Here is a 23859-nt window from a genome sequence, read left to right as displayed (position 1 = left end):
CGCCGCGCGCGCTAGCTGAGCGCGCCGCCCTCGACGTGGAAATCACGGCGCTCCGAGGAAAGGACGCCCGGCGTGACGATGAGGTCGCGCCGCGTGGTCGTCAGAAACACCTGGCCGCGCGCCATCCCGAGGAACAGGAACAGCGCGGCCGTGCGATCGGGGTCGAGCTCGCTCGATACATCGTCGAGCAGCAGAATCGGCTCTACGCCCCGGACGGACGCGATCGCGGCGGTCTCGGCGGCTTTGAGGGACAGCGTGAGGGCCCTGTGCTGTCCCTGGGAGGCGACAACGCGGGCAGGGTGCCCGTCGAGCTCGAGCAGCAGGTCGTCGCGGTGCGGACCGAACCCGGCGGTCGGCCGGTGGGCGTCGCGGCGCCGCTGCTCGCGCAGCGCCTCGCGCGCCTGCTCGGCGTCCCCGGAGCCGCCCGGCGCGTACCGCGCGGCCAGCCTCAGGTCCGGCGCCGCGATGCGCGCGAAGGCGTGCGTGAGCTCCGGCGCGAGCGCCTGGACGGCGGCCTCGCGGGCGCGGGTGAGCGCCGCCCCGTGGACGGCGCAGAGCTCCTCGAAGGCGTCGAGCTCCGAGCTCGCCTGCGCCGCCGCGCCGACGCCGCGGTGGAGCAGCTCGTGCCGCGCGCGGAGCGCCTGCGCGTAGCGGGCCCGGTGGTCGGCGCTCTGCGGGTCCATGAACAGCGCCAGCCGATCGAGCAGCGTGCGCCGCGCGCTCGCGGGCCCTGTCGACAGCGCGAGCTCCTCCGCGTGGAAGGCGACGACCGGCGATCGCGTCGCGAAGCTCGCGAGGCTCGGCGGCCGGTTCCCGTCGATCTTCACGACGCACCGCTTGTTCTCCACGGCGGCGGTCTGCTCGCGCGCGAGCGGCATCAGCGCGTCCCGGCGCTCGACGAACCGCGCCCGCGCGCTCGCGACCGAGGCGCCGTGGCGCACGAGCTCCGCGGCCCGGTGCGTGCGAAAGCTCCTGGAGGTGGCGGCGAAGTAGATCGCCTCGAGCAGGCTCGTCTTGCCCTGCCCGTTGTTGCCGGCGATCACGTTGAGGCGCGGCGCCGGCTCGACGTCCACGCGCCCGAGGTTGCGGAACTCGCGGATGTGGAGCCGCTCGAGGAGCAGGCTCGGGGTACGTCCCAGGAGCTCGTCGGGCGCGCTCAAATCCGCATCGGCATGACGACGGCGACGTAGCTCTGCTGGTTCGACTCGCTGCCGGGCCGGAGCACGGCAGGATCGAGCTCGCCGGAGATGCCGAGGATGATCTCCTCGTCGTCGATGGCCGCGAGCACGTCGAGGAAGTACTTGGCGTTGAAGCCGATCGTGACCTCGGGCCCGCTGTAGTCGACCGACAGCTCGTCGAAGCCCGCGCCGGTGTCCGGGCTCTCGCTGGTGATGCGGAGCGTCCCCGGCGCGATCGACAGCTTCACGCCGCCGGTGCGGTCGTTCGCGGCGAGCGCGATGGCCTTGAGCGCCTCGGCGAACTGGACGCGCGGCGCGCGGACGGAGCGCTCGGTGACGGACGGGATGACCTGCTGGTAGGGCGGGAACTGCGCGTCGACGAGCTTCACCGAGAACTGCATCCCGGCGATGCTGAAGAAGGCGTTCGGCCCGCTCTGGGTGATGGCGACCATCGGCGTCTCCTTCTCGGCGCGCGCCTCCTCGGCGAGCCGGCGGAGCTCCGTGATCGCCTTGAGCGGGATGAGCATCGTCGCGGTGGCGGAGCTGCCGGAGACGGTCGCCTCCATCTTGGACAGGCGGTGGCCGTCGGTGGTCACCATCCGGACGCGATCGCCGGCCCACTCGAACAGGGCGCTGTTGACGTGGGCGCGCGTCTCGTCGGTGGAGATCGAGAAATGCGTCCGGGAGATCAGGAGCGCGAGCTGCTCGACGGGCAGCTCCAGCGAGGGCGCGTCGTGGGCCGGGACGGGGAGCTGCGGGAACTCCGAGCCGGGGAGCCCGGGGAGCGTGTAGCGCCGGGGCGATCCGACCGCCTTGAGCGACGTGTGAGCGCCCTCGGTGGTGGTGATCTGGATGGGGCCGTCGGGCATCGCTTTCACGCGCTCGAGCAGGTCCCTGGCCGGGATCGCGACAGAGCCGCCGGTCTTGATGTCCGCCTGCGTCTGGCCAGTGACCCCGAGGTACAGGTCGGTCGCGGCGACGCGGACGGCGTTGCCGTCCGCGGCGAGCAGGACGTTGGCGAGCGCAGGCATGGCGCTCTTCTTGTCCGCCACGCCTTGGCAGCGCGCGACGAGGCGAAGCAGATCTTTCTTGGGGATCACAAGGTCCATGGCCGACTCCGGAGCGCACCCTTTAGCAGGGTTATCGTCCGGGCGTGGGTCGGAAATGAGCGCTCCGATAACCTTGCGCGACGCCTCTTCTTTCCATGAAATAGATAGATAAAGACAACGTCTTCGTCGTAGGCGCTGTGGAGGGCGGGGATAACTCGGAATGATTAATAATTTCGATGGGTTAGAAGCGAACGCCCTGGGGTAAATGGACCGTCCTCAGGGGTAGGAGGAAAGGGGACAGCCGGAGGGCGGCTCGTCTCCCCCGCTTTGTCCCCAGGGTTGTCGAAGGGGTTATCCCCAAGATCCCCCTCGACGAATGCGGGAATGTAGAGCGAGCACAGCGATCGCGCCCTCGACCTCGTGCGCTGCGCGGTTCCGACCGGCACCTGGATGGAGTAGTGCAGAATGTACGGACTTGAGTTCGGTGCGGTGCATCCACTGCGGTGACCACCACGACGTGGGGGGGGTCGTGTGTCCAGCGACCGGGCTCCTCGTTGAGCCGAGCGGAGCTCCATCGTCGCGTGGGGGAGGGCGGGCAGGCGCCGCGGTTGTGGATTCCGTGCTGCGACCCGCCGCGCCGTCGGCCAGGTCGGCGTCTCCCTCCTGGAGGGGCGCTCCCGCCGCGGCCCCCCGCCTGGCGCCCCGCGGTGCCACGCGCCCTGAGCCAGGCGCCGGGGCCTCGCGATCGCCGTCCCCCTCCGGGGCGGACTTGCGGATGGCCGCGTGGTCCAGGGGCGACGGCGAGGGCGCGACGTCGCTCGGCCGCTCGCTCCTCGGCCACGTGATCGGCGACAAGTACGGGGTCACCGCGATCATCGGGGAGGGGGGTATGGGCGCCGTCTACGAGGCGGAGCACCTCCAGATCGGGCGGCTGGTCGCTGTCAAGGTGATGCATGCGCGGGAGACGCAGCAGCGCGAGGCCATCTCGAGGCTGGAGCACGAGGCGCGCGTCGCGGGGCGCATCGGTCACCCGAACATCTGTGAAGTGTACGACATCGGGCGACTTCCTGACGGCAGCCCCTACCTCGTGATGGAGCGCCTGCACGGGGAGACGCTGGCGCAGAGGATCGAGCGCTGCGGCGTGGTGCCGCCGGGCGAGCTCATCGACATCATGCTTCAGGTCCTCTCGGCCCTGGTGACAGCGCACGAGCGGGGGATCGTTCACCGCGACCTGAAGCCGGACAACATCTTTCTCTCGGAGCGCACCGGGATGCTGCCGGTCGCCAAGCTGCTGGATTTCGGCATATCCCAGGCTTCTGGCGTGGACGGGGCGGCGATGGATCTGACCCGCACCGGCATGGTGATGGGCACGCCGTACTACATGGCGCCCGAGCAGGCTCGTGGGGACGTGGAGCTTGACCACCGGCTCGACCTGTGGGCTGTCGGCGTGATCCTCTACGAGGCGCTGACCGGTCAACGTCCATTCGTGGCGCGCAACTACAATGCGCTGCTCATCCAGATCCTCACGCTCTGGCACCTCCCTGTGATGGAGCTCGACCCGTCGATTCCGCCCGCGTTGTCGAGGCTCGTGGATCGTGCCCTGGCGAAGGCGCGGGAGGACCGGTTCCAGAGCGCCCGCGAGTTCCAGGAGGCGCTGCGGCGGTTCAGGAGCCAGGTGCCGGTGCCGCAGCGGCGCCGGCCGGAACGCCTCGCCCTGAAGAGCATCGTCGAGGATCGGAACGACGATGGGACGATGATGTTTGCTCGGGTCGTGGGCGACAGCGGCGCGGGTGATCCTGGGCAGATCCTCGTCGCGAGCGGTCGCGTGCCGCCGGAGCCGGCGAGGCACGGACCCCGGACGTCGGCGGGAAAGGGGATCCAGCTACGCCACAGCGTGTGGTCGTCGCGAGCTCTCGAGGTGGCGACAGGCGGGGCCCCTGGTCGCCGGCGGAGCGAGCCCGCGCCGGAGCTTGTGGGCGGCCAGACCCGGGAGGATGAGGCGGAGGACCGGCCGACGATCCCGTCGCTGCATCCGTTCGTGCGGGGCGACGATCTGTCTGACGACGCCGAGGCGACGCTCGTTGATCCGACGCCGTTCCCGGAGGACATGAGCACGCTCATCTGGGATGAAGGTTGCGCGCGGGACGGCGACCAGGGCTGAAGCGGGCGTGAGCAGAGGAGCGAGGTGAGCGCTGTGGGTACGGTCGAGCGCGTCGTGGCGCGCGGCATCGTGAAGACGTACGGGACGACGGCGGCGCTGCGCGGGGTGAACGCGACGATCGAGGCGGGGCAGTTGACGCTCATCGAGGGCGCGAACGGGTCTGGCAAGTCGACGCTGCTCGGGATCCTGGGCACGGTGGTTCGTCCCACCTCGGGCACGATCGTTTACGAGCCGTTCGGCGAGGACGCTGGGCTGGCCCGCGGCAGCATCGGCTGGCTCTCGCACGAATCGCTGGCGTACCCGGATCTCTCCGGTCGGCAGAATGTGGAGCTGGCGGCCCGTTTCCATGGTCTCGATGCTCACGAGGCGTGGCGCTACGCGGAGGAGCGCTTCGAGCTGGGCAGCTTCGCGACGAGGCCGCTCCGCACGTGCTCGCGGGGCCAGCGACAGCGCATCGCGCTGGCGCGAGCGCTCGTGCACCATCCGTCGCTTGTACTGCTGGACGAGCCCACCACCGGTCTGGACCGCTCCGGGGTGACGCGGCTCCTCGCCGTGGTCGACGCGGAGGTGGCACGAGGCGCTGCCGTGGTTGTCGTCTCGCATGAGCCGGAAGTGTTCCGGGGTCGAGCCGCTGCCCGTCTCATGCTCGAGCGGGGCCGCGTCGTCGCCGCGGCTTCCTGAACCCCGGCCTGGGGGGAGACTCGGGTAGGGCTCCAGGGGTGGATGAGGAAAGCGGGGCACCTCCTCGCCGGTCGTCGCGTCGCCGAGCGCCATTCTGGTCGGTCGAGATCCGCAATCACGACGGCGATCCGGCCAGCGCGCCCACAGGGGGCTGGTGGGATCGAGCCCGGCCTCACGTACGCGGTTATCGGTCGCGCTCGCGTCACGGCGCGCGACTTCGTCGGTGAGCAGCATGAGCAGCATCTCCTCGTGCCCCATCGACTGCTTCTCGGCGAGCAGGAGCCGCTCACGCAACGTCGCTGCGATGCGGCCGAGGCGCAGGCGCTTGAGCGCCGTGACGAGCGCAGGGTCGACTTCGCTCGAGCTCATCACGCCTCCTCCTTCGTGGCGGCAGCCGCCAGCGTGCGCGTCGCGAAGTGCTCGGTGCTGCGCGCGAACCACGGCGTGGGGAGCGCAACCACCGTTCATCCGAGGGCGGTGACGCGGGCGCCTTCGCCGTCTCGAGCATGCGCGCCACGCGCTGGACGTCGACGACATCGAACGCGAGCGCGCTCTGGCAGATCGCGTCGACGCGCCCGTTGCCGAACTTGCTGCACAGCCGCAAGAGCGCATTGACCAGCCGCTGCGACTCCAGGGAGCGGCACATCGCGTCAGTCCAGCGCGGCATGTCGAACGGGGCGCTTTCGGCGCCGGCTTCATGGCGCTCCTCTCGCGCGCCTCGAACACCTCGCGCGGCACTTCGCGCGTCGTGCCGTGGACGCGCGCACCGGCGACGTCGCGACACCACCGCTCAGCGGACGCGCGCGCCTCGTCGAGGCTGATGAACGACTCGCCGTCGAACCAGCTCTCTCGCACGTACGCGACATGATTCTCGACACGCGGCTTGTCTTTTGGCGACCTGACACGCGCGGCATCCACCAACAGCCCGCGCGTCCGCGCGTAGTCGAGGAACGCCGGCACGAGCACGGGGGCGAGCTCGTCGGCGCGTGGCACGATGGCCTTCTGTTGTCCGGGAGGATCACGCGCGCCATCGCGCCGAAGACCCTCCACGCCGCATCCGGGCCCGCGCACACCGCCGCAGATGCCACGAGGCGCCGCTTCGTCGTCGCGGCGCACGAACCGGTGAGCCCACCGGGGAGGCCTGGATAGTTTCACGTGAAACAGGGAGGGTCAGCCTCTCTGCCGCCGTCGTTGGCGCGCCGGCGAACGGAATCCAGAATCGCGCGCCGTGGCTGCGGTCGCTCTCCTCGCGAGACGAACTCTCAGAGTCCGAGGCGCGCCAGGGCGAGCTGCGCTGAGGCGAGCGAGGCCGGTGCCGTGGGAGCGGCGCGCGGCATCACGACGACGTTCGACGCGATGCCGAGCGACTCGAGCTCGCGAGCGTTGGTGCCGGTCGATGCATCGGACGCCGCCGGCGGATTCAGCAGCACCAGGGCCGGCGGCAGGCCGGGGGCGAGCGCGCGCAGGGCCAGCAGGCAGCAGGCGACCTCGTGGAGGATGCCGAGCCGGTCGAGGCCGACCAGCACCAGGGCATCCGGGTCAAGCGCGCGCACGAGATCGGCGTTTGTGAGGTTCGGTCCAAGCGGGGAGACGAGCGCCCCGGCGCTCTCGACGATCGCCACGGGAGCCGGTTGCCTGGCGACCCAGGCGGTCGCGACGTCCAGCGAGATCGCGAGCCCACACAGGCGCGCGGCCAGGTGAGGGGAGACGGGCTCGGCAAAGCGGTAGGGCGCGGCTTCCGGTCGGATCGAGCTGACGAGGGCGAGCTGCTCCGCGTCGGTCGTCGATGTGCCGTCCACGCCCGACTCGATGGGCTTCAGGCCGCAGACCTGGGCACCGCGCGCTGCCAGCGCCGCGACCAGGGCGACAGACGCATGCGTCTTGCCCACGCCCGTCCCGGTGCCGACCACGGCGACCCGGACCTGCCCTGTTTCACGTGAAACAGGACGACCCCTCACCGCATCGCCTCGCGGAACCCTACGAGCGCGCGCTCGACGTCCGTTTCGGAGAGGGAAGCGCTCGACGTGATGCGGAGGCGCGACGTGCCCGCCGGAACCGTCGGCGGCCGGATCGCCTGGACCATGACGCCCTGCCGCGCGAGCCGCTGCGACATCTCCACAGCAACGCCAGGCGACTCCAGAACCCAGGGGAGGATGGGACCCGAGGACCCCGGGAGCAGCCGGGCTCCCAGCTCCCGCAGGCCAGAGCGGAGCCGATCGGTGACCCTCGCCAGGCGCGCCCGGCCTGCATCGTCCGCCGCGGCGCGGCGTACGCGATCGACGGTGGCGAGCGCCACCATGGGGCTGATGCCGGTCGAGAACACGAAGCTCCTGGCGCGATTCCACAGGTAGGTCCGCAGTGTCGAGGAGCCCGCCACGAACGCGCCGTGAAGGCCAAGGGACTTCCCGAGGGTGCCAACGAGGACGTCCGGGCGCACACCCGCCTCGGCGCACAGTCCCGCGCCGCTCGGTCCGGAGACGCCAAGGGCGTGCGCCTCGTCCACGATCAGCGCAGCGTCGTGACGGTCGCAGAGCTCACGAAGGCCGCGGAGATCAGGCGTATCGCCATCCATGCTGAAGAGCGACTCGGTGACGACCCATCGGCGGCGAGCGCTCCCGGCGCGGGCGAGGGCGCCCTCGACCGCCGCCAGATCACCGTGGGGCACCACCTCGACGGTCGCCCTCGACAGACGGCATCCGTCGATGATCGACGCGTGGTTCAGCGCGTCCGAAACGATGACATCCCCGGGCCGGGCCAGCGCGGCCAGGGTACCGACGTTGGCCGCATACCCTGATGAGAACAGGAGTGCCGCCTCCGTCCCGAGCCAGGCGGCCAGCGCGCGCTCGGCGATCAGGTGGGTCTCATGCGTCCCGCTCACCAGCCGCGACGCCCCGGCGCCGCTCGCAGCGTCGTCCGCTGGAAGCCAGGGGAGACGGGCGTACCCGAGGTAATCGTTGGAGCACAGCACCAGCATCCCGGCGGGAGCCGCGACCAAGGGTGGGGTGCGCAGCAGCCCGGCGCGGTTCAGCTCCGAGAGCTCGTCCTGGAGGTGGCGCAGGGCGCTCATGCCCTCGGGGGTGGGGCTGGGGATACGAACAACGTCGTCCACGGGTGCAGGCATGGCATCTCCAGTCGGCAGCAAGGCGGGTCAGCACGGTCGCCCGGGAGCGGCGGGGACTCCAGCTCAGGGCGTGCTGTCGTTCGCTTCGCCGGACGATGGCGTCTCGGCGCCGGCGCCTAGCACCGCGTCCACCCGCTGGAGGATACGTCCAAACGCGTCCCGCGCCCGTCCGGCGATAGCGGACGCCCGGGTTCGCTCCTGCTCCAGATCGTGCGCGAGCGCGATGGCGGCCAGCAACATGGCTTGCGGCGTGACAGAGCGGCCGGCGGGCACGACGGTGGCGAGCTTCTGGTCGACGACAGCAGCGAGCCGCTGGAGCTCGTCATCGCTCGCGGACGTCACCACGCGGTAGGTTTGACCACCTACCCGTAGTTGTACTGTGCGGCGCGCCATGGCCCCCGGACGCTACCATGAACCCCACCCGGCGCGCAGGGCGGCTGCATCGCACGAACGGAGCGACTCGCCATGATGCACCTGGACCGCGGGCCCGGAAAACTCGTCTCCAGCGCGCTTCAACGGCGGTTTGAAGCGCGCTCTCCAGCAGCGCCCTGTAGCATCGCACCACCATGGCCACGGCGGTTCGCCCAGCACTCCCGGTTGCCGCGCTCCTGGGGATCGTCCTCGCGCACGGCACAGCCCGCGCCGAACCCCAGGCGAGCGTCGGTGTCACCCTGGGAGTCGCCGGCGCCGGCCTCGATCGGCACCTCTGGGACACCACCCTCTTCCACGCCGGCATGAGAGGAGACGTCCTGTTCGGCCGCGCCGCCAACGACGAGCTCGGCGTGGGGCCCTATGTCGAGCTGCTCACCCACGCCTTCGACGAGATCCAGCTCGGCGCCGGCATCTCCGCGCTCGCTCCGATTCTCGACGTGTTTCCGCTGGTCGTCTCGACCGGGCTGTACGGCCGATGGAGCGAGGACGCCGAGGGCCCGGAGCCCGGGGTCGCCGCCGCGCTCTTCTGGGGCGGACGCAGCTACAACTTCCACTCCAGCTACTCGATGAGCACAGGGCTGCTCGCCCAGATGCGGATCGGGCTCGGCGCCTCGAAGGAGACCTCGATCGTCCTCGCGGCCCAGCTCGACGTCGCGCTGCTGGGCCTCCCGTTCGTCTATGCGATCAACGCCATCAAGGGACCGTCACCCGAAGCGGCCCCGGTGCGCCGAGCTGAAGCGGCGCCGTGACGGCGCCCGATCCAGCTCCCCCTGACGTCTCAGAGCCCGAAGCTCGCGATGTGATTGGCGCAGGTCCGGCCCAGGTTGCGGCAGTCCTCGACGCCCCGGCTGCCGCCGCAGGTCCCCTCGATCTCCTCGAGGTCCTCACACTCCTCGATCGAGGCGCCCTCGCAGCAGTCCGGGGGGATCGTGTCGACACACCGGCTGCAGTTGAAGCACACCCGGACGGGGTAGGACCACTCGGCGGTCTCGACCTCCTGGCCGCCCAGCGTCCTGCCCCGGACGACGATCGTCGCCAGCACCTCGACGTCGCGCCGGAGCTCCGCCGCCTGGACGCGCAGGTCGTCCATCGTGGCGCCGTCGATGAGGAGGACCTCGGTGCAGCTGTAGCCGGCGTTGCTGGACGTGCCGGGGTCGACCACGCCGTTGATCGGGACCACGTAGCCGTCGTTCACCGGGTTCCCCTCCATGTCGGAGAGACGGACCTCGGCCTCGTAGAGCTCGACGCGCGAGGTCTCGGTGCGGAGCACATCCGAGTCGCCGCGCTGCACGATCTGGTTGCCGACGAGGAGCATCGCGCTGTGGCTGCCCACGTAGGCGGAGTCGATCGCGTCCTGGAACCAGGCCGGCTCGGTCGGGCTGCAGCTCACGGTGCATTCCCCCGTCCTCTCCATGGCCAGGCGCTGGCGGATGAACAGGCTGCTCTCGTTGTCGGCGCAGGCGGACGCGAGCAGGCCACCCGACGCCGTGAGCAGCGCGAGCGCACACAACCTCGTCAAGAGGCCGGGCGATGCGTTCACGGACCCTTCTCCATCATCAGTCATGGCAAACGCCTCCACCGCGGAAATGAGCATCAGCGGCGAACATTGAAAACCGCTGGCGCGAGTCGCCCCGCCCGTCGTGGACGCGCGAGCCAACCCACGACCCGGTGAAAAGAGTAGCGGGTCCGCCCGCCGGGCGGCAAATTCGCGGGTGTCCGACCGGCGAGCGGCGTCACCGCGCCTCGCGGAATCACGCGTGAGCTCCCAGATACGCTACGATGCCGGCGGCGAGATGAGCAAACCCGAGGAGAGCGGCGCCCCCCACGACTGGAGTCGCCTCGCGATCCGCGCGCGGGGCGAAGAGGTCCGCATCTCGGTCCAGGTGCGCCCGAGGTCGTCGCGCTCGGCCATCGTCGGGGTGCGCGAGGGCGCGCTCGACGTGGCGCTGGCCGCGCCGCCCGTCGACGGCGCCGCCAACGCGGAGCTCGTCAAGCTGCTCGCGCGCGCGCTCGACGTGCGCCAGAGCGATGTCCAGATCGCCCTCGGCGCGAGCGGCAGGAGCAAGGTCGTCGCCGTCCGCGGGCTCAAGGAGACCGAGGCGCGAGAGCGGCTCGCCGGGGCGAAGCGATGAAGGAAAACGTTGTCCGTTTCGAGAAGTGGGAAGGTCTTGGCAACGACTTCATCCTCGTCGAGGCGGCCCCGATGACCGCCGAGGCGGCGCGGCGCCTCTGCGATCGGCGGTTCGGTATCGGCGCCGACGGCGTGCTGGTCATCGATCGCGAGCGGCCGCGCATGCAGGTATGGAACGCCGACGGGAGCCGCCCCGAGATGTGCGGCAACGGCATCCGCTGCGTCGCGGCCTACCTCGTCTCCCGGGGGACCCCCCAGAGGGCGCTCTCCATCGCGACCGACGCCGGCGACAAGCGCTGCGAGGTCACGCGGGCCGGCGACCGCTTCGACGTGCTCGTCGGCATGGGCCGCGCCCGCATGGGCGAGCCGCTCGTTGTCGCAGCGCTCGGCGCCGAGCACCGGTTCGCAACCGTGGACGTCGGCAACCCGCACGCGGTGACGTTCGAACCGACAACGGAGGACGCGATCGACGAGCTCGGGCCGATCGTCGCGACGACGCCTGCAGGGGGCATCAACGTCGAGTTCTGCCGCGTTCGGCCGGCCGAGCAGGGCGAGGCGGCGTGCATCGACGTCACCGTCTGGGAGCGCGGGGTCGGCCGCACGCTGGCGTGCGGCACGGGCGCCTGCGCCGTGGCCGCGGCGGCGTGCGCGCAGGGTCGAGCGTCTTACGGAGCGCCCGTCCGCGTGGTGCTGCCCGGCGGCGCGCTGCGCATCACCGTCGCCGCCGGGTCGCTGGAGCTGCTCATGCAGGGCCCGGCGCGCCGGGCGTTCTCGGGCGAGGTGGTGATCGCGTGACCACCTCGCTCGAGGGGGTCTGGAGTCCAAGCCGAGCGCCGGTGCACGAACCCTCGCTCAAGGTGCTGGCCGTCATCGCCGACGGGCCGACGCACACGCTGTTCTCGCGGGTCATCACGTCGGACGAGCTGATGCTCGCCGGCGACCTCGCAGAGGGGATCGCGCTGGCCGAGGCCGCCGCGCCGGACGTCGCGTTCATCGATGTCGGGCTCGGGGACGGGGCCGGGCTCGCCATGGTTCACCACCTGAAGGCGCTCGCGCCCGAGGCGACGGTGTTTGCGCTGGCGACCAAGGCCGAGCTCGAGGCGGGGGCGCACGCCGTCGCGCTCGGCGGTGCCGGGCTCTTCCTGCTGCCGCTCGGCGGCGACGAGGTGCTGAACGCTGTCGGCTCGGTGCGCCTGCGCTTCGCGGAGCGGGCGCTCCGGATCCAGCTCGAGCAGGAGTCGGCGCGCAGCGCGCGGGCGGCCGGGTGGATCGCCCGCGTCGCGGAGCTCGCCGACGCGCGCGACCGCAACGCAGCGGCTCAGCAGGTCGCCGAGGTGTTCGTCGAGGCGACCGGCGCGGCGGCGGCGGCCGTGTACCTGACCGTGGGGGAGCGGTCCAGCGAGCTGACCCGCGCGGCGATGACGGGGCCTCTCGATCGCGCGCCCGCCTACGGGACCGAGGCCGACATCCTCGACTTCGCCCGGCGCGAGCAGCTCGTTGTCGTCCCGCTCGCCCTCCGCAAGATGACCGCAGGCCACCTGCTGCTCCAGAAGGAGCCTGGCCGCAGCTCCGCGTTCCCGTCGGTCAGGCGCCCGGACAGCAGCGTCTCGACGTCGCGGCGCGCCCCGCTCCTCGATGGCCTCGTCAAGCTGCTCGCCACGCAGGCGACGACGGCGCTCGCCCTGCTCGGCGAGCGCGAGCGCTCCACCGGCGGCACCGCGATGAAGGACCCGGCGACGAGCGCCTACTCGTTCGCCTACTACGTCGACGTCGCCGGCCGCGAGATCGACAAGGCGCGGCGGCACGGCCGTCGGTTCACCATCGCGACGATCGTCATCGAGCCCGACGCGGCCGCCGCCCAGGAGCGCCCCGGCGATCTCGCGTTCTGGAGGACCACGCCGCCGCCCCCGCCGAGCACGCTCAACCCCGGTCAGGTCGCCGAGCACCTGCTCCGCGCCGTGCGCGACACCGACATCCTGGCCCGCGTCGACGAGAACGAGTTCCACCTCCTCATGCCCGAGACGGCCGGGCTCGAGGCTCACGCCTGCCACCGCCGGATGCTCTCCCGCGTGGCCGGCAGCGAGAAGCGCGCGGGGTACCTGCCGAAGGGGCTGCTCGTCGGCCTCGCCACCTTCCCGCACGACGGCCAGAGCCTCGCGCAGCTCCTCCGCATCGCCCGCCAGCGCGCCGACGCCACCAGGTCGTCGATCGTCCACCGCATCTCGCAGGACCGGCGCAGCATCGGCGAGATCTTCAGCCTGCTCGTGCGCGAAGCCCCGACCGCCGAGGGGCCGTTCGCGATCTCGGCGCCCCGCGCGCTCGACCTGTCGGCGTCCGACGCGGCGCTGCTCGCGACGTCGGTGGTCAGGAACGCGCTCCGCGGCGGCGCCGTGTTCATCCTTGTCGCTCACCACGACGGGCTCAGCCTGGGAGCGCAGGTGCGGACGCTCCTCGGCACGCCGCGCGAGGACGTTGTGGTGCACGCCCTCGATCTCCGATCGTCGCCAGGTTGCGACGACATCGAGGCGCTCTGCGTCCTGGCAGAGCACGGCGCGTATGCCCTGGTCGGTCGAAACCAGGGCGGGTTCGTGCGGGGTATTCACGCAGCTGATCCGCTGCTGGCGGATTTTCTCGCCGAGCGGCTCGGTCGCGCCGTCGGGCTGCGGGTCTTCGGCTGATCGGAGGCGTGAACCCAAGTGTCTCGCAGGGTGCTGCTGGTTGACTCGGACGTGGACGCGCTCGGCGCGCTCGCGTCGGCGCTGCGGGCGCGCGGCCTCACGGTGGCGAACGCGAACGGCGCCTTCGAGGCCGTGGAGCAGGCGTTCAAGCGGCGACCGGACGTCGTGCTCGCCGCCAGGGCGATCGACGAGGACAGCGCGCTCGCGGACGCGTTCGCCGCCGTCCCCGACCTCGCCGACACGCCGATCCTGTTCCTTGTCGACGGCGCGGAGGGCGACCTCGGCCCCGACGACGTCCTGCGCGGGGACGTCGATCACATCGTCTCGCGCATCACCGAGGCCTCGCCGCGCGGCTCCAAGCCGACGGTGCTCCAGGAGACCCGCGGCGATCTCGAGCAGGTGCCGCTCGTCGATCTGCTCCAGCTCCTCGCGATGAACCGGCGGAGCGGCGTCCTCGGGATCACCACGCCGGCCGGCGCAGGCGAGCTGCGGCTCTCGGCAGGGGAGGTGATCGACGCCGTCTACCGCCGCCTCGAAGGGGAGAAGGCGCTGTACCGGCTGCTCGGCGAGCGCGACGGGCAGTTCGCGTTCTCGCCCGGCGAGCCGACGAGCGTGCGCCGCATCATCGCGCCGACGTCGCGCCTCCTCATGGAGGCGCTCCGCCAGGTCGACGAGGTCCAGCGCCGGCGGAGCGAGCTCGCGCCGGCCGGCGAGGCCTACCTGGTGACCGAGCCGTCGAGCGACGAGCTCGACCTGTCCCCGCTCCAGGGCCACGAGGCCTTCGGCGCCGGCCCGGCGGCCGGCGACCTCGCCGCGGCGGACGATGCCGGCGCCCCGACCTCGGTGCCCGACGTGACCGCCGCGCTGCTGCCCCCCGGCGCGGCCAGGGGATCGATGCCGCCGCCGCCGACGCTCCGGGCGGCGGAGCCGGCCGCGAGCATGCTCGAGGTGACGCGCTACCCGACGACGTCGCCCCCGGCGTCCCTCGGGGAGCCGGCGGAGCGCGCGGTCGTGGCCGAGAAGATCACGGCGCTGCTCCAGATGCCGCACAACCTCGATGAGCTGCTCGACGAGATCGCCGCGCCGGATCTCCTGATCCTCGAGGTCCTGATGGAGCTCACGGCGGCCGGGAAGATCCGCCGCATCTCGCTCGCCGACCTGACGACGCCGTTCGCGCCGCCGGAGCACTTCCCGGTGCTCCGGTCGCTGGTGACCCGCCTGGCCCGGCCGGGCTTCACGCCGCCGCCCCACCTCGTCGTGGCCGCCAGCGCGCGCCGCATGACGACGCTCTCCCACGCGGTCCGCCGCATCGCGGACGCCGTCGTCCCGGCCGAGCCGCCGCCGCGCGCGCCGCTGCCGAGGCCGCTCGGGGTGATCCGGCTCGGCGACGGCGTCGAGCTCGCCCTGGTCGGCCTCCCGACGGACGAGGGCTTCGCCCCCACATGGCCGCTCGCCCTGCACGGCGCGGCCGCTGTCGTCCGGCTCGGCGACGCCGGGAAGGAAGCGCTGGCAGCCCACTGCGAGGCGCTGGAGCTCCTGCTGATCGACGCGGAGGCGATGATGGGTCCGCTCGATCTCGCGTCTCCCGGACAGATCGCGCTGCTGGTGCGCGCCGCGCTCGAGGCCGCCGCGGGCGTGTGACCCGCTGTCGCTTGCGCCAGATTGGAGCGAATTTTCCGGGTTTCTCGCACGAAAACCGGCGTTCTTGACCGCCGCTTGCAGCGTTGCAGCGGCAGCTTTCTGCTATCGTCGCCACGCCACGCCTCGAGCAGTCCGGCGGGGAGAGGAGCGCACGTCGTGCTGATCGGAGTCCCCAAGGAGATCAAGACACGTGAGTACCGCGTCGGCATGACGCCGGCGGGCGTCCGGGCCCTTGTCGGGCACGGGCACAAGGTCCTCGTGGAGTCCGGCGCCGGCGAAGGCAGCGGGATCTCCGACGAGGCCTACGGGCGCGCGGGCGCCCTCATCGCGAGGTCGGCCGCGGAAGCGTGGAGCGCCGACATGGTCGTGAAGGTGAAGGAGCCGCTCCCCTCCGAGTACGGCCACTTCCGCCAGGGGCTCCTCCTCTATACCTACCTGCACCTGGCCGCCGAGCCCGATCTCACCAAGGAGCTCGCCAGGCGCGGCGTGACAGGCATCGCGTACGAGACGATCCAGCACGAGGACGGCTCGCTGCCGCTGCTCCGGCCGATGAGCGAGGTGGCCGGCAGGATGGCGGTCCAGGTCGGGGCGTCGTGCCTCGAGAAGGAGCGCGGCGGCAAGGGCGTGCTCCTCGGCGGCGTGCCCGGGACGCGGCGCGGCCGCGTGGCGATCCTCGGCGGCGGCGTGGTCGGGCGCAACGCGGCGACCATCGCTGTCGGGATGGGCGCGCAGGTCACCGTGCTCGACGTCCGCGCCGAGACGATGAGCTACCTCGAGGACGTGTTCGGGGGCGCGATCGAGACGCTCTACTCCAACGCGGAGAACATCGAGACGATGTGCGAGCGCGCGGATCTCGTGATCGGCGCGGTGCTCGTGCCGGGCGCCAAGGCGCCGCTGCTCGTGACCGAGGAGCTGATCCGCCACATGGAGAAGGGGACGGTCGTTGTCGATGTCGCCGTGGACCAGGGGGGCTGCATCGCGACGTGCCGCCCGACGACCCATGACCACCCGACCTACGAGGTGCACGGGGTCGTGCACTACTGCGTCGCCAACATGCCCGGCGCTGTCTCGCACACGAGCACGTGGGCGCTCACGAACACGACGATCGGCTACGCGGTGGCGATCGCCAACCAGGGCATCGTCGCCGCGGCGAAGGCCGATCGGGCGGTGGCCCTTGGCATCAACACCCACGGCGGGCACGTGACCTACGGCCCCGTCGCGGCGGCTCACCGGCTGGAGTACGTGCCGGTCGAACGCGCGCTCGGCTGAGCCCGGAGCGCGACGACGTGGCAGCCGGAAAGAGGAAGAAGATCGCGATCATCGGCGGCGACGGCATCGGTCCGTCCGTCACCGCGGAGGCGAAGCTCCTGCTCGAGCTCTATCAGGCTCGAGCGGGGCTGCCGATCGATCTCTGGGAGCTCGACCTCGGCGCGGACCGGTACCTGCGCGACGGGACGACGTTCCCGAACCAGATCCAGGTGGCGATCCAGCGCGAGTGCTCGGCGGTGCTCCTCGGCGCGCTGGGCGATCCGCGGGTGCCGAACCTCGAGCACGCGCGCGACATCCTGTTCGGGATGCGCTTCGGCTACGACCTCTACGCGAACGTGAGGCCGGTCCGGGCGCTGTCGGACCGGCTCGTCCCGCTCAAGGGCCGGACGGCGAAGGACATCGACTTCGTTGTCTTCCGGGAGAACACCGAGGGCATCTACGTCGGGGTCGGCGGGCAGTTCAAGCGGGGCACCGCGGACGAGGTCGCGATCAACGAGGACATCAACACGAGGAAGGGCGTCGAGCGGATCATCCGCGCGGCGTTCGACTACGCGCGCGCGAACGGCCGGACGCGGGTCACGATGGCCGACAAGTCGAACGCGATGCGGCACGCGCACGAGCTGTGGCTGCGCGTCTTCCACGAGGTGCGGGCGCAGTACCCGGAAATCCAGTCGAACCACGTCTACGTGGACGCGCTGTGCCTGTACGTGATCCAGGATCCGTCGCAGTTCCAGGTGATCGTGACGAACAACCTGTTCGGCGACATCGTGACCGACCTCGGGGCGGCGCTGCAGGGCGGCCTCGGCATGGCCGCGAGCGCGAACGTGCACGCGTCCGATCCGGCGCGGGTGGCGCTGTTCGAGCCGGTGCACGGGTCGGCGCCGCCGCTCACCGGCAAGGACGTGGCGAACCCGTTCGCGGCGATGCTCACGGCGGGGCTGCTGCTCGCCCACCTCGGGTGGCCCGAGGAAGAGCGGCGCATCGAGCGCTGGGTCTCGCAGGCGCTCGATCATGGGATGTGCACGGTCGACGTCGGCGGCACGCTCGGAACGCGGGCCGCAGGGGCATGGGTCCGGGAGCAGATCGCCGCGGAGTTGGGGCCGGGGTCGGGGTGACCGACCGGGGTTGAGGCGACCGACCGGGGTTGAGGCGACCGACCGGGGTTGAGGCGACCCCGGGGTGGGGGCCGCCGGCGAGGGACCGATCGCCGAGAAGTTCGGGTGTCCGATCCTCCTGTGATACGGGACCGCCAATGGGCGTAGGATCGAGGGCGGTGGAGCACGCGGGACCGCGTAGCAATGCAGCTGGCGAAGCTCGGCACGAGCGGCTGGGCGGGGCGCGGGCCGAGTTCGTGGCGAACCTGGGTCGCCACGTGGCCGAGCTCCGCGCCATGGTCCGGCGGATCGAGGCAGACGACGATGCGCCGCGGCTCGTCGCGGAGCTGAAGCGGCGCCTGCACTCCCTCGGCGCCGGGGCGCGTCTCCTGCGCTTCGTGCGGGTGTCCGAGCGGCTCGCCGAAGGGGAGTCGCAGCTCGTCGCCGCGAACGGGGCGCGACTGACCAGCGAGGCAGCGGCGGCCCTGCGGAAGGTGCTCGAGGAGCTGCCCGCGCTCGCCTGGGGGCAGTCGGCTGTCGGCGAGCACGCGCCGGCGCCGCGCGAGCAGGCGTCCGTGAGCCAGCCGATCGCGCGAAGCGCAGGAGCCCGGCAGGAAGCCGCGGACGCAGGCGGCGCGAAGGCCCAGGGCGCGACCTGGATCGCGGACGTGAGCAGCGGGCGCGCGCTGGCGCCCGAGCCGCTCACGATGGACGAGGACGAGGAGGCGAGCCCGCGCTCCTCCGGCCTGCGCAGCGCCAAGCCGGCCGAGCCGGCGGGGCACGCCAAGGCGCCGGAGACCGCGGCGCTCGAGGCGCCGATCACGGCGCTCGTCGTGGGCGGCGCGCCGCTCGCCGAGGCGCTCGATCCGGGCGACGCCGACGTGGGGCCGTCGTTCGAGGTGGAGCGGACCGACGAGGTGGACACGGCCATCGATCTCGCGCGCGCGTTCGCGCCGGACGTGGTCCTGCTCGACGCGGACCTGCCGGGAGCGCGCGGGCTCGCGGAGGCGCTCGCCGGCGATCCGCTGACGGACCTGGTCCCGGTGGTCGCCGTCGGGCGCTTCGCGCGGCCGGAGGACGCGGCCCCTTACGTGGCGCTCGGCGCCGCGCGCGTGCTCGCGAAGCCCGCGTCGCCCGACGCGCTCCGCCGCGCCGCCGCAGAGGCCGCCGCGACCTGCGTGCGCTCTGACGACGCGCGCGCCGCGCGCGGGCCGCTCGGGGCGGTGAGCCTCGACGAGCTCGGGGCGCGCCTCGCAGAGGAGCTGCGCCGGGGCCTCTGCGACGCCGCAGAGCCGAGGAGCCGCGGGACGCACGTGGATCTCGGCGACGGGGCCGAGGTGCTCGCGGCGCTCTGGGGCGCCGTGGCGCGCATCCGCGACCTCGTGACGATCCGCTCGCAGGGCGGCGTGCGGTTCTCGCCGAACGGGCCGGAGGGCGCGCTGCCGCTCGCGCCGTGGATGAGCGCGCCGACCGCCGCCGAGGGCGAGCGCGCCCGGCAGCCCAGCGAGGTCCGCGCGAAGGCGCCTGCGCGCGGGGCCAGGGCGTTCGCCGCGGAGCCTGGCGTCACGGCGCTCGGCGCGATGGACATCGTGGTCGCGGACGACGATCCGGCGGTGACGTGGTTCCTCGCCGGCGTGCTCCGGGCCGCGGGGGCGACAGTGCACGAGGCGCACGACGGCGCGCGGGCGCTCGACCTCGCGCACCAGACGACGCCCGACCTGGTCGTGAGCGACGTGCTCATGCCGCGCCTCGACGGCTTCGCGCTCTGCCGCGCCCTCAAGCGCGACGTGGCGCTGCGCGACGTGCCGGTCATCCTGCTGTCCTGGAAGGAGGACCTGCTCCAGCGCCTCCGCGAGCTCGGCGCCCAGGCCGACGGCTACCTCCGCAAGGAGGCGAGCGCCGCGGCGTTCGTGCAGCGGGTGCACGAGGTCCTCCGGGGCCGGAGGCGCGTGGCCGAGCGCATCGCGACGGGCGGCGAGGTGCGCGGGCGCCTCGACGGCATGACCACACGGACGCTGCTGTCGCTCTCCTGCGCGCACCGGCCCGACGCGCTCGTGTCGGTGCGCGACGCCGCGTTCCTGTACGAGGTGCTGATCAAGGACGGCCGCCCCGCAGGGGCGACGCGGACGGCGCAGGACGGGACGTTCCACCGCGGCCCCTCGGTGCTCGCGGCGCTTCTCGGCGTCGGCTCCGGCCGCTTCGCCGTGGCGCCGGCGCCGGAGAGCGAGCTCGCGGCGCCGCCGCGACCCGGGTTCGAAGGGACGCTCGCCGAGCAGCTCGTGCCCGCGATCGCCGCGGCCCGGGCCGCCCAGCGGCTGCTCCACGGGCCGCCGTTGATGCAGGTCGAGCGCGTCATCCTGGATCTGGAGGGGATGGGCGCGACCGCGGACGCGACGCCCGAGCCGGCGCGGTCGCTCCTGCGGGCGCTCGCGCGGGGGATCTCGCCGCGGTCGGTCATCACCTCGGGGGAGTTCGCCGCGAGCCTGGTCGAGGACGTGCTGAACGACGTCGCGGCGCGCGGCGGCGTGCGGCGCGTCATCGGCCGCGACGGGGACGACCTGCTCGCCCCCGCCGTGACGTACGAGGAGGAGACGCTCCGCGGCGTGCGGCGCGCGCCGGAGCGGGCTGCTCCGGCGGTCGCCCCGCCGCCTGAGCTCGGCGGCGATGCGGCGGTCGTTTCGTCGCGCGCGCCCTTCGAGCTCGCCGACGACCAGGTCACGGTGGTGCCCGGGTCGGTGGCGCCGATCTCTTCGATGTCGGCGCCCGGCTGGGAAGCGCCCATCTCGGTGGCGTCCATCTCGGCAGCGCCCGGCTCGGCGGCGCCGATCTCGGCGGCGTCCGCGCCCGGCTCGGCGGCGCCGATCTCTGTGGTGCCGTCGTCCGGCTCAGCGGCCTCCATCCCCGTGGTGTCGGTCGACGCGGAGGACGAGACGCTCGCGCTCGCGAGCGCGCGCACGATCGAGGCGAAGGCGCTGGCCAGCGCCCGCATCCCCCGGGAGTTCGCGGAGATCCAGGGCGATGTGCTGAGCGCGCGGGCGACGTGGACCACGCCGTCCGAGGCCGCGGCCCTGGCGAGCGTGACGCCGGCCGTGCCAGGCGTCGCGCCGGCGCCGCGCCGGCCAGGCGCCACGCTGCCGGTGCTCGAGTACCCGAAGCCTGAGCGGCTCGTGACGCTGGGGTCGCTCCGGCCCCCGCCCGTCGTCGAGGCGCCGCCTCCGGCGCCCGCGGCGCTCAAGACGCCCGCCCCGCCCGCTGCGCGGACCGCAGCGCCCGCGCCGGCGCCCGCCATCGACGAGTCTCCCACGCCCCGCCGGGTGCGCCGCCCGTCCGCCTACGTGCCCACGCAGCTCCCGCCGGCCCGCGACAACCGCATGACCATGTGGGTCCTCTTCGCGGTGGCGGCGTTCGTCTTCGCCGTGGGCGCACGGCTGTCGCGCGACCACGAGCTGCAGGGCGCCCCGCTGGCCGCCCCTCCGCCGAGCCCGCCCGCCACCGAGCCTGCTGCAGCCGGCACGCCCGGCGCCGCCGTCACGCCGGCCGTCGCCGTCGCGCCGGGTGCCGCCGTCGCGCCGGCCGTCGTCGATGCCGCGCCGACAGGGGTTGCCGCCGGGCCGGTCGGCGAGACAACGGCCAACCCCGCGCTCCCCGAGGACCTGCCGCTCCCCGCCGGGCACAAGGTGCCCGAGGGGCACGGCATGCTCGAGGTGACCGCCGGATCGGGCGACACGCTCTTCGTGGACGGGCGGAAGGTGGGCACCGGCAGCGTCAAGCTGCCGCTCGCCCCGAAGGCCGGCGTCTACGAGATCCGGGCGAAGCTCCGCGACGAGGAGCGCGTGCGCTTCGCGCTCGTCAAGGCCGGCCGCCTCACCCGGCTCCGCATCGCGCCGCCGTGGCGCCGCTGACCATCGCCCGACGCGCCGCCGTGGCGCCGCTGACCATCGCCCGACGCGCCGCGCAGGCAGCCGAACCGCCCGCGCTCCCCTGCGCGCCCAGCCACGGGCAGGGAACGCCGGTCGTGATAGAGCACGCCCCGTGCGCGCCCGCGTGACCCGAACCCCCCACCCCTCTCCCGCGCTCGCGCTCCTCACCGCCGCGGCCGCGCTCCTCTCCGGCTGCACCGGGTGCGAGTCGTCCCCCCGCGACCTCCCGGCCGGCGCCGTCGTGGCGTCGGCCACCCCCACGGCGGCGCCGCTGCCCCCGGCGCGCGACCTCGTGCACCTCGTCGACGAGCTGCCGATCTGCGACCTCGAGCACCGAGGCCTCCTGTTCGACACCGGCGCAGGCGCGCTCCTGGGCCGCTTCGCCTGGCAGGGGAGCGCGCCCACGGGCATCCGCGCCGTCGAGCACAACGGCTCCACCTGGGCGCGCATCTCGGAGCGGCAGATCAGGCTCACGTTCGTCCTGCCGTCCGCGAGCCCTATCTTCGTGTCCGCCCGCGCTGTCGGGCTCGCCTCCCGGTACGCCACCGTCTCCCTGGACGACCAGCTCCTCGGGACGCTCCGCTTCCAGCGCGACCAGCTCCGCATCGCCTCGACCTCGATCACCTCGCTCCCCGCCGACCCCGGCCTGCACACGCTCACCGTGCGGTTCTCCGGACGGCTGCGCGAGGGGGAGTCGTTCGCCGACGTCGACTGGGTCCGCGTCGGCATCCCCGACGAGGACCCGTCCACCTACGGCCCCCCGACCCTGCGCGACGTCGTCGCGCCCGCCGCCGCGCTGTCGGGCGTCCCGCACCGGTCGATCGCGCTGCGCGCCCCGGGCGCCGTCCGCTGCGCCTTCCGCCCCTCCAGGACGAGCCGCCTCCGCACCGCCGTCGGCGTGCTGGGCTCCGGTGAAGGGGACGCCGAGATCCGCATCCTGCGCGACGGCCAGGAGCCCATGGTGCTCCACCGCGTCCACGTCGAGGGCGGCGACAAGGCAACCTGGACCGACGTCGAGCTGCCGCTCGCGCCGTTCGCGGGCTCGCTCATCTCCCTCGAGCTCCGCGCCGCCGCCGCGACCCGCGGCGCGCGCGTCCTCTTCGGCGACCCCGTCCTCGCCGGATCGCCGGAGCCGCCGCCGTCCGTGCCCCCGGCGCGCGCCGTGGTGATCGTCGCCCTGAACGGGGTCGAGCGGCCCGATCTGCCCCCCTGGAGCGCTCGCCCGGAGCCGCGCCTCGCGGCGCTCTCCGACCTCGCCGCGTCCGCCACGACGTTCGACCACCACCGGGCGCCGAGCACGGTCGTGTCCTCCGTGATCGCGTCGCTGCTCACCGGCCTGCCGCCGTCGGCGCATACAGTCACCGACACCGGGGCCCGCCTCCCCGCCCGCACGACGACCATCGGCGCCATCGCGAGCGACAGCAGCGTCCGGACGGGGTTCTTCACCGGCGTCCCCACCACCTTCCGGGCGTTCGGCTTCGGGCCGGGCTGGTCCCGTGTCCTCGAGCACCCGCCGACGAGCGGTGAGCCCGCGACCACGCCCATCGACGCCGCCGCCGCCTGGATCAGCGAGACCGTCCGCCAGGACTCCTCGAACCGCCTGCTCGCGTTCGTCCACGCGCGCGGCGGCCACCCGCCCTGGGAGGTCAGCCCGAAGGAGCTGAACGCCCTCAAGCCCGCCGACTACGCCGGCCCGATCGAGCCGCGCCGCGCCGCCCAGGTGCTGGCCAGGCTGCGGAACCGGCGCCGCGATGTCCTCAGCCCCGACGACAGGGACCGCATCCGCGACCTCTTCACCATCGCGCTCGCCGGCCAGGACCGCGCCCTCGGCAACCTCATCGGGACCCTCAAGACCGCCGGCCTGTGGGACGAGACCCTCTTCATCGTGACCGGCGACCTCGCCAGCGGCCGCTCCGACGGCACGCTCTACGCCGAGGGCCTGGACCTCCAGGAGCCGGTCCTGGCGCTCCCGCTTTATGTCCACTTTCCCGGTGACCTTTACGCCGGCCAGCGCGTCTCTGCCCCGACCGAGATCATCGACATCACGCGCACAGCGATCGCCTCCCTCGGCCTCTCGTTCGCCCGCAAACCGCTCGGGAAGGATCTGGCGGCCGTCGCCTCGGGCCTCGAGGGCGTCGAGCGAGAGCCCCAGATCGCCGGGCTCGGCGATCGTTACTCCACGCGTTGGGGCAACCTCGTGCTCTCGGGGCGGCTCGGCGTTCCCCCCTTTCTCTGCGACCTCGACGTGGACCCGACCTGCGCCTTCAACCGCCGCGACGTGATGCCGCTCGCCACCATGGCCCTCTTCCGGCGCACCGTCACGTTCGACCTGTCCGTTCGCGCGCCCGCGGCGCAGCGGGAGCCCGCCACGATCGACGCGGAGACGGCGGCCGTGCTCAACGTCTGGGGCGCGCAATGAGGGCCCGGGACGCGCAATGAGGTCAGCGCGACGCGCGCCCGCGGCCGACGCGGCCAGCGCTCGCGAGGAGAGCCCGCTGACGGAG

At 73.0% G+C, this 23859-nt stretch carries 17 protein-coding genes; 11 read left to right on the top strand and 6 right to left on the bottom strand.

The window, feature by feature from the left end:
- Positions 1-11 precede the first annotated feature (11 nt).
- Both recF and dnaN read right to left on the bottom strand, forming a co-directional pair.
- Positions 12-1160: a DNA replication/repair protein RecF gene (gene recF, locus WMF42_RS40580; RefSeq protein WP_437688382.1), complete on the bottom strand. Its 1149-nt coding sequence runs from the start codon at positions 1158-1160 to the stop codon at positions 12-14.
- On the bottom strand, positions 1157-2287 hold the full coding sequence (dnaN, locus tag WMF42_RS40575) for a DNA polymerase III subunit beta (RefSeq protein ID WP_061612448.1): 1131 nt from the start codon (positions 2285-2287) through the stop codon (positions 1157-1159). The genes recF and dnaN overlap by 4 nt, the downstream gene beginning before the upstream one ends.
- A 715-nt stretch (positions 2288-3002) precedes the next feature.
- On the opposite strand from dnaN, the gene WMF42_RS40570 reads away from it, so the two are divergent.
- Both WMF42_RS40570 and WMF42_RS40565 read left to right on the top strand, forming a co-directional pair.
- Positions 3003-4388 (top strand): serine/threonine-protein kinase, encoded by a 1386-nt coding sequence (locus WMF42_RS40570; protein ID WP_061612449.1) that lies wholly within the window; start codon positions 3003-3005, stop codon positions 4386-4388.
- Positions 4389-4412: 24 nt separating this feature from the next.
- Complete coding sequence (locus tag WMF42_RS40565) at positions 4413-5069, top strand: ATP-binding cassette domain-containing protein (protein ID WP_437688381.1); 657 nt, start codon at positions 4413-4415, stop codon at positions 5067-5069.
- A 1262-nt stretch (positions 5070-6331) separates the two neighbouring features.
- Here the strand turns inward: WMF42_RS40565 and bioD are convergent.
- From bioD to zapA, 3 genes are all read right to left on the bottom strand, one after another.
- Positions 6332-6979, bottom strand: coding sequence for an ATP-dependent dethiobiotin synthetase BioD (bioD, locus tag WMF42_RS40560; protein WP_437688380.1), 648 nt, complete (start codon positions 6977-6979; stop codon positions 6332-6334).
- A gap of 44 nt (positions 6980-7023) precedes the next feature.
- Positions 7024-8190 carry an aminotransferase class I/II-fold pyridoxal phosphate-dependent enzyme gene (locus WMF42_RS40555; RefSeq protein WP_437688379.1) on the bottom strand — a complete coding sequence of 389 codons (1167 nt, stop codon included), beginning with the start codon at positions 8188-8190 and terminating at the stop codon, positions 7024-7026.
- Positions 8191-8253: 63 nt separating this feature from the next.
- Positions 8254-8583, bottom strand: a complete 330-nt coding sequence (gene zapA / locus WMF42_RS40550; protein ID WP_061612454.1) for a cell division protein ZapA — start codon at positions 8581-8583, stop codon at positions 8254-8256.
- A 173-nt stretch (positions 8584-8756) separates the two neighbouring features.
- Between zapA and WMF42_RS40545 the strand changes: the two genes are divergently transcribed.
- Positions 8757-9371 carry a hypothetical protein gene (locus WMF42_RS40545; protein WP_061612455.1) on the top strand — a complete coding sequence of 205 codons (615 nt, stop codon included), beginning with the start codon at positions 8757-8759 and terminating at the stop codon, positions 9369-9371.
- 29 nt (positions 9372-9400) lie between these two features.
- Here WMF42_RS40545 and WMF42_RS40540 read toward each other — a convergent pair whose 3' ends face one another.
- Positions 9401-10162: a hypothetical protein gene (locus WMF42_RS40540; protein WP_233562541.1), complete on the bottom strand. Its 762-nt coding sequence runs from the start codon at positions 10160-10162 to the stop codon at positions 9401-9403.
- Positions 10163-10379: 217 nt separating this feature from the next.
- Here WMF42_RS40540 and WMF42_RS40535 point away from each other — a divergent pair, with 217 nt between their 5' ends.
- From WMF42_RS40535 to WMF42_RS40500, 8 genes are all read left to right on the top strand, one after another.
- Positions 10380-10754 (top strand): DUF167 domain-containing protein, encoded by a 375-nt coding sequence (locus WMF42_RS40535; protein WP_233562542.1) that lies wholly within the window; start codon positions 10380-10382, stop codon positions 10752-10754.
- On the top strand, positions 10751-11548 hold the full coding sequence (gene dapF, locus WMF42_RS40530) for a diaminopimelate epimerase (RefSeq protein ID WP_061612456.1): 798 nt from the start codon (positions 10751-10753) through the stop codon (positions 11546-11548). Before WMF42_RS40535 ends, dapF begins: the two co-directional genes overlap by 4 nt.
- A gap of 41 nt (positions 11549-11589) precedes the next feature.
- Positions 11590-13431, top strand: a complete 1842-nt coding sequence (locus WMF42_RS40525) for a diguanylate cyclase domain-containing protein (protein ID WP_233562543.1) — start codon at positions 11590-11592, stop codon at positions 13429-13431.
- Positions 13432-13461: 30 nt separating this feature from the next.
- Positions 13462-15072, top strand: coding sequence for a DUF4388 domain-containing protein (locus tag WMF42_RS40520; RefSeq protein WP_061612458.1), 1611 nt, complete (start codon positions 13462-13464; stop codon positions 15070-15072).
- 156 nt (positions 15073-15228) lie between these two features.
- A complete protein-coding gene (gene ald / locus WMF42_RS40515; protein ID WP_061612459.1) occupies positions 15229-16341 on the top strand; it encodes an alanine dehydrogenase in 1113 nt (370 codons plus the stop codon).
- A 17-nt stretch (positions 16342-16358) separates the two neighbouring features.
- Complete coding sequence (locus WMF42_RS40510) at positions 16359-17456, top strand: isocitrate/isopropylmalate dehydrogenase family protein (protein ID WP_233562544.1); 1098 nt, start codon at positions 16359-16361, stop codon at positions 17454-17456.
- A gap of 236 nt (positions 17457-17692) precedes the next feature.
- The gene (locus tag WMF42_RS40505; RefSeq protein ID WP_437688378.1) at positions 17693-21337 is read left to right on the top strand and encodes a response regulator; all 3645 of its coding nucleotides are present in this window, start codon (positions 17693-17695) and stop codon (positions 21335-21337) included.
- Between the two features lie 142 nt (positions 21338-21479).
- Positions 21480-23774, top strand: a complete 2295-nt coding sequence (locus WMF42_RS40500; RefSeq protein WP_233562546.1) for a sulfatase-like hydrolase/transferase — start codon at positions 21480-21482, stop codon at positions 23772-23774.
- The last annotated feature ends 85 nt before the right edge of the window (positions 23775-23859 follow it).

Origin of the sequence: Sorangium sp. So ce176 (assembly GCF_051519835.1) — a bacterium.
GTDB lineage: Bacteria > Myxococcota_A > Polyangia > Polyangiales > Polyangiaceae > Sorangium > Sorangium cellulosum_G.
Note: the sequence above shows the minus strand (reverse complement) of the source record. Positions and strands in the feature narration are given on the sequence as shown.

What these genes read in the sequence shown, in the direction of transcription:
- dnaN (WP_061612448.1), bottom strand. Translation starts at nt 2,287, where the DNA reads ATGGACCTTGTGATCCCCAAGAAAGATCTGCTTCGCCTCGTCGCGCGC.
- WMF42_RS40570 (WP_061612449.1), top strand. Translation starts at nt 3,003, where the DNA reads ATGGCCGCGTGGTCCAGGGGCGACGGCGAGGGCGCGACGTCGCTCGGC.
- WMF42_RS40555 (WP_437688379.1), bottom strand. Translation starts at nt 8,190, where the DNA reads ATGCCTGCACCCGTGGACGACGTTGTTCGTATCCCCAGCCCCACCCCC.
- zapA (WP_061612454.1), bottom strand. Translation starts at nt 8,583, where the DNA reads ATGGCGCGCCGCACAGTACAACTACGGGTAGGTGGTCAAACCTACCGC.
- WMF42_RS40545 (WP_061612455.1), top strand. Translation starts at nt 8,757, where the DNA reads ATGGCCACGGCGGTTCGCCCAGCACTCCCGGTTGCCGCGCTCCTGGGG.
- dapF (WP_061612456.1), top strand. Translation starts at nt 10,751, where the DNA reads ATGAAGGAAAACGTTGTCCGTTTCGAGAAGTGGGAAGGTCTTGGCAAC.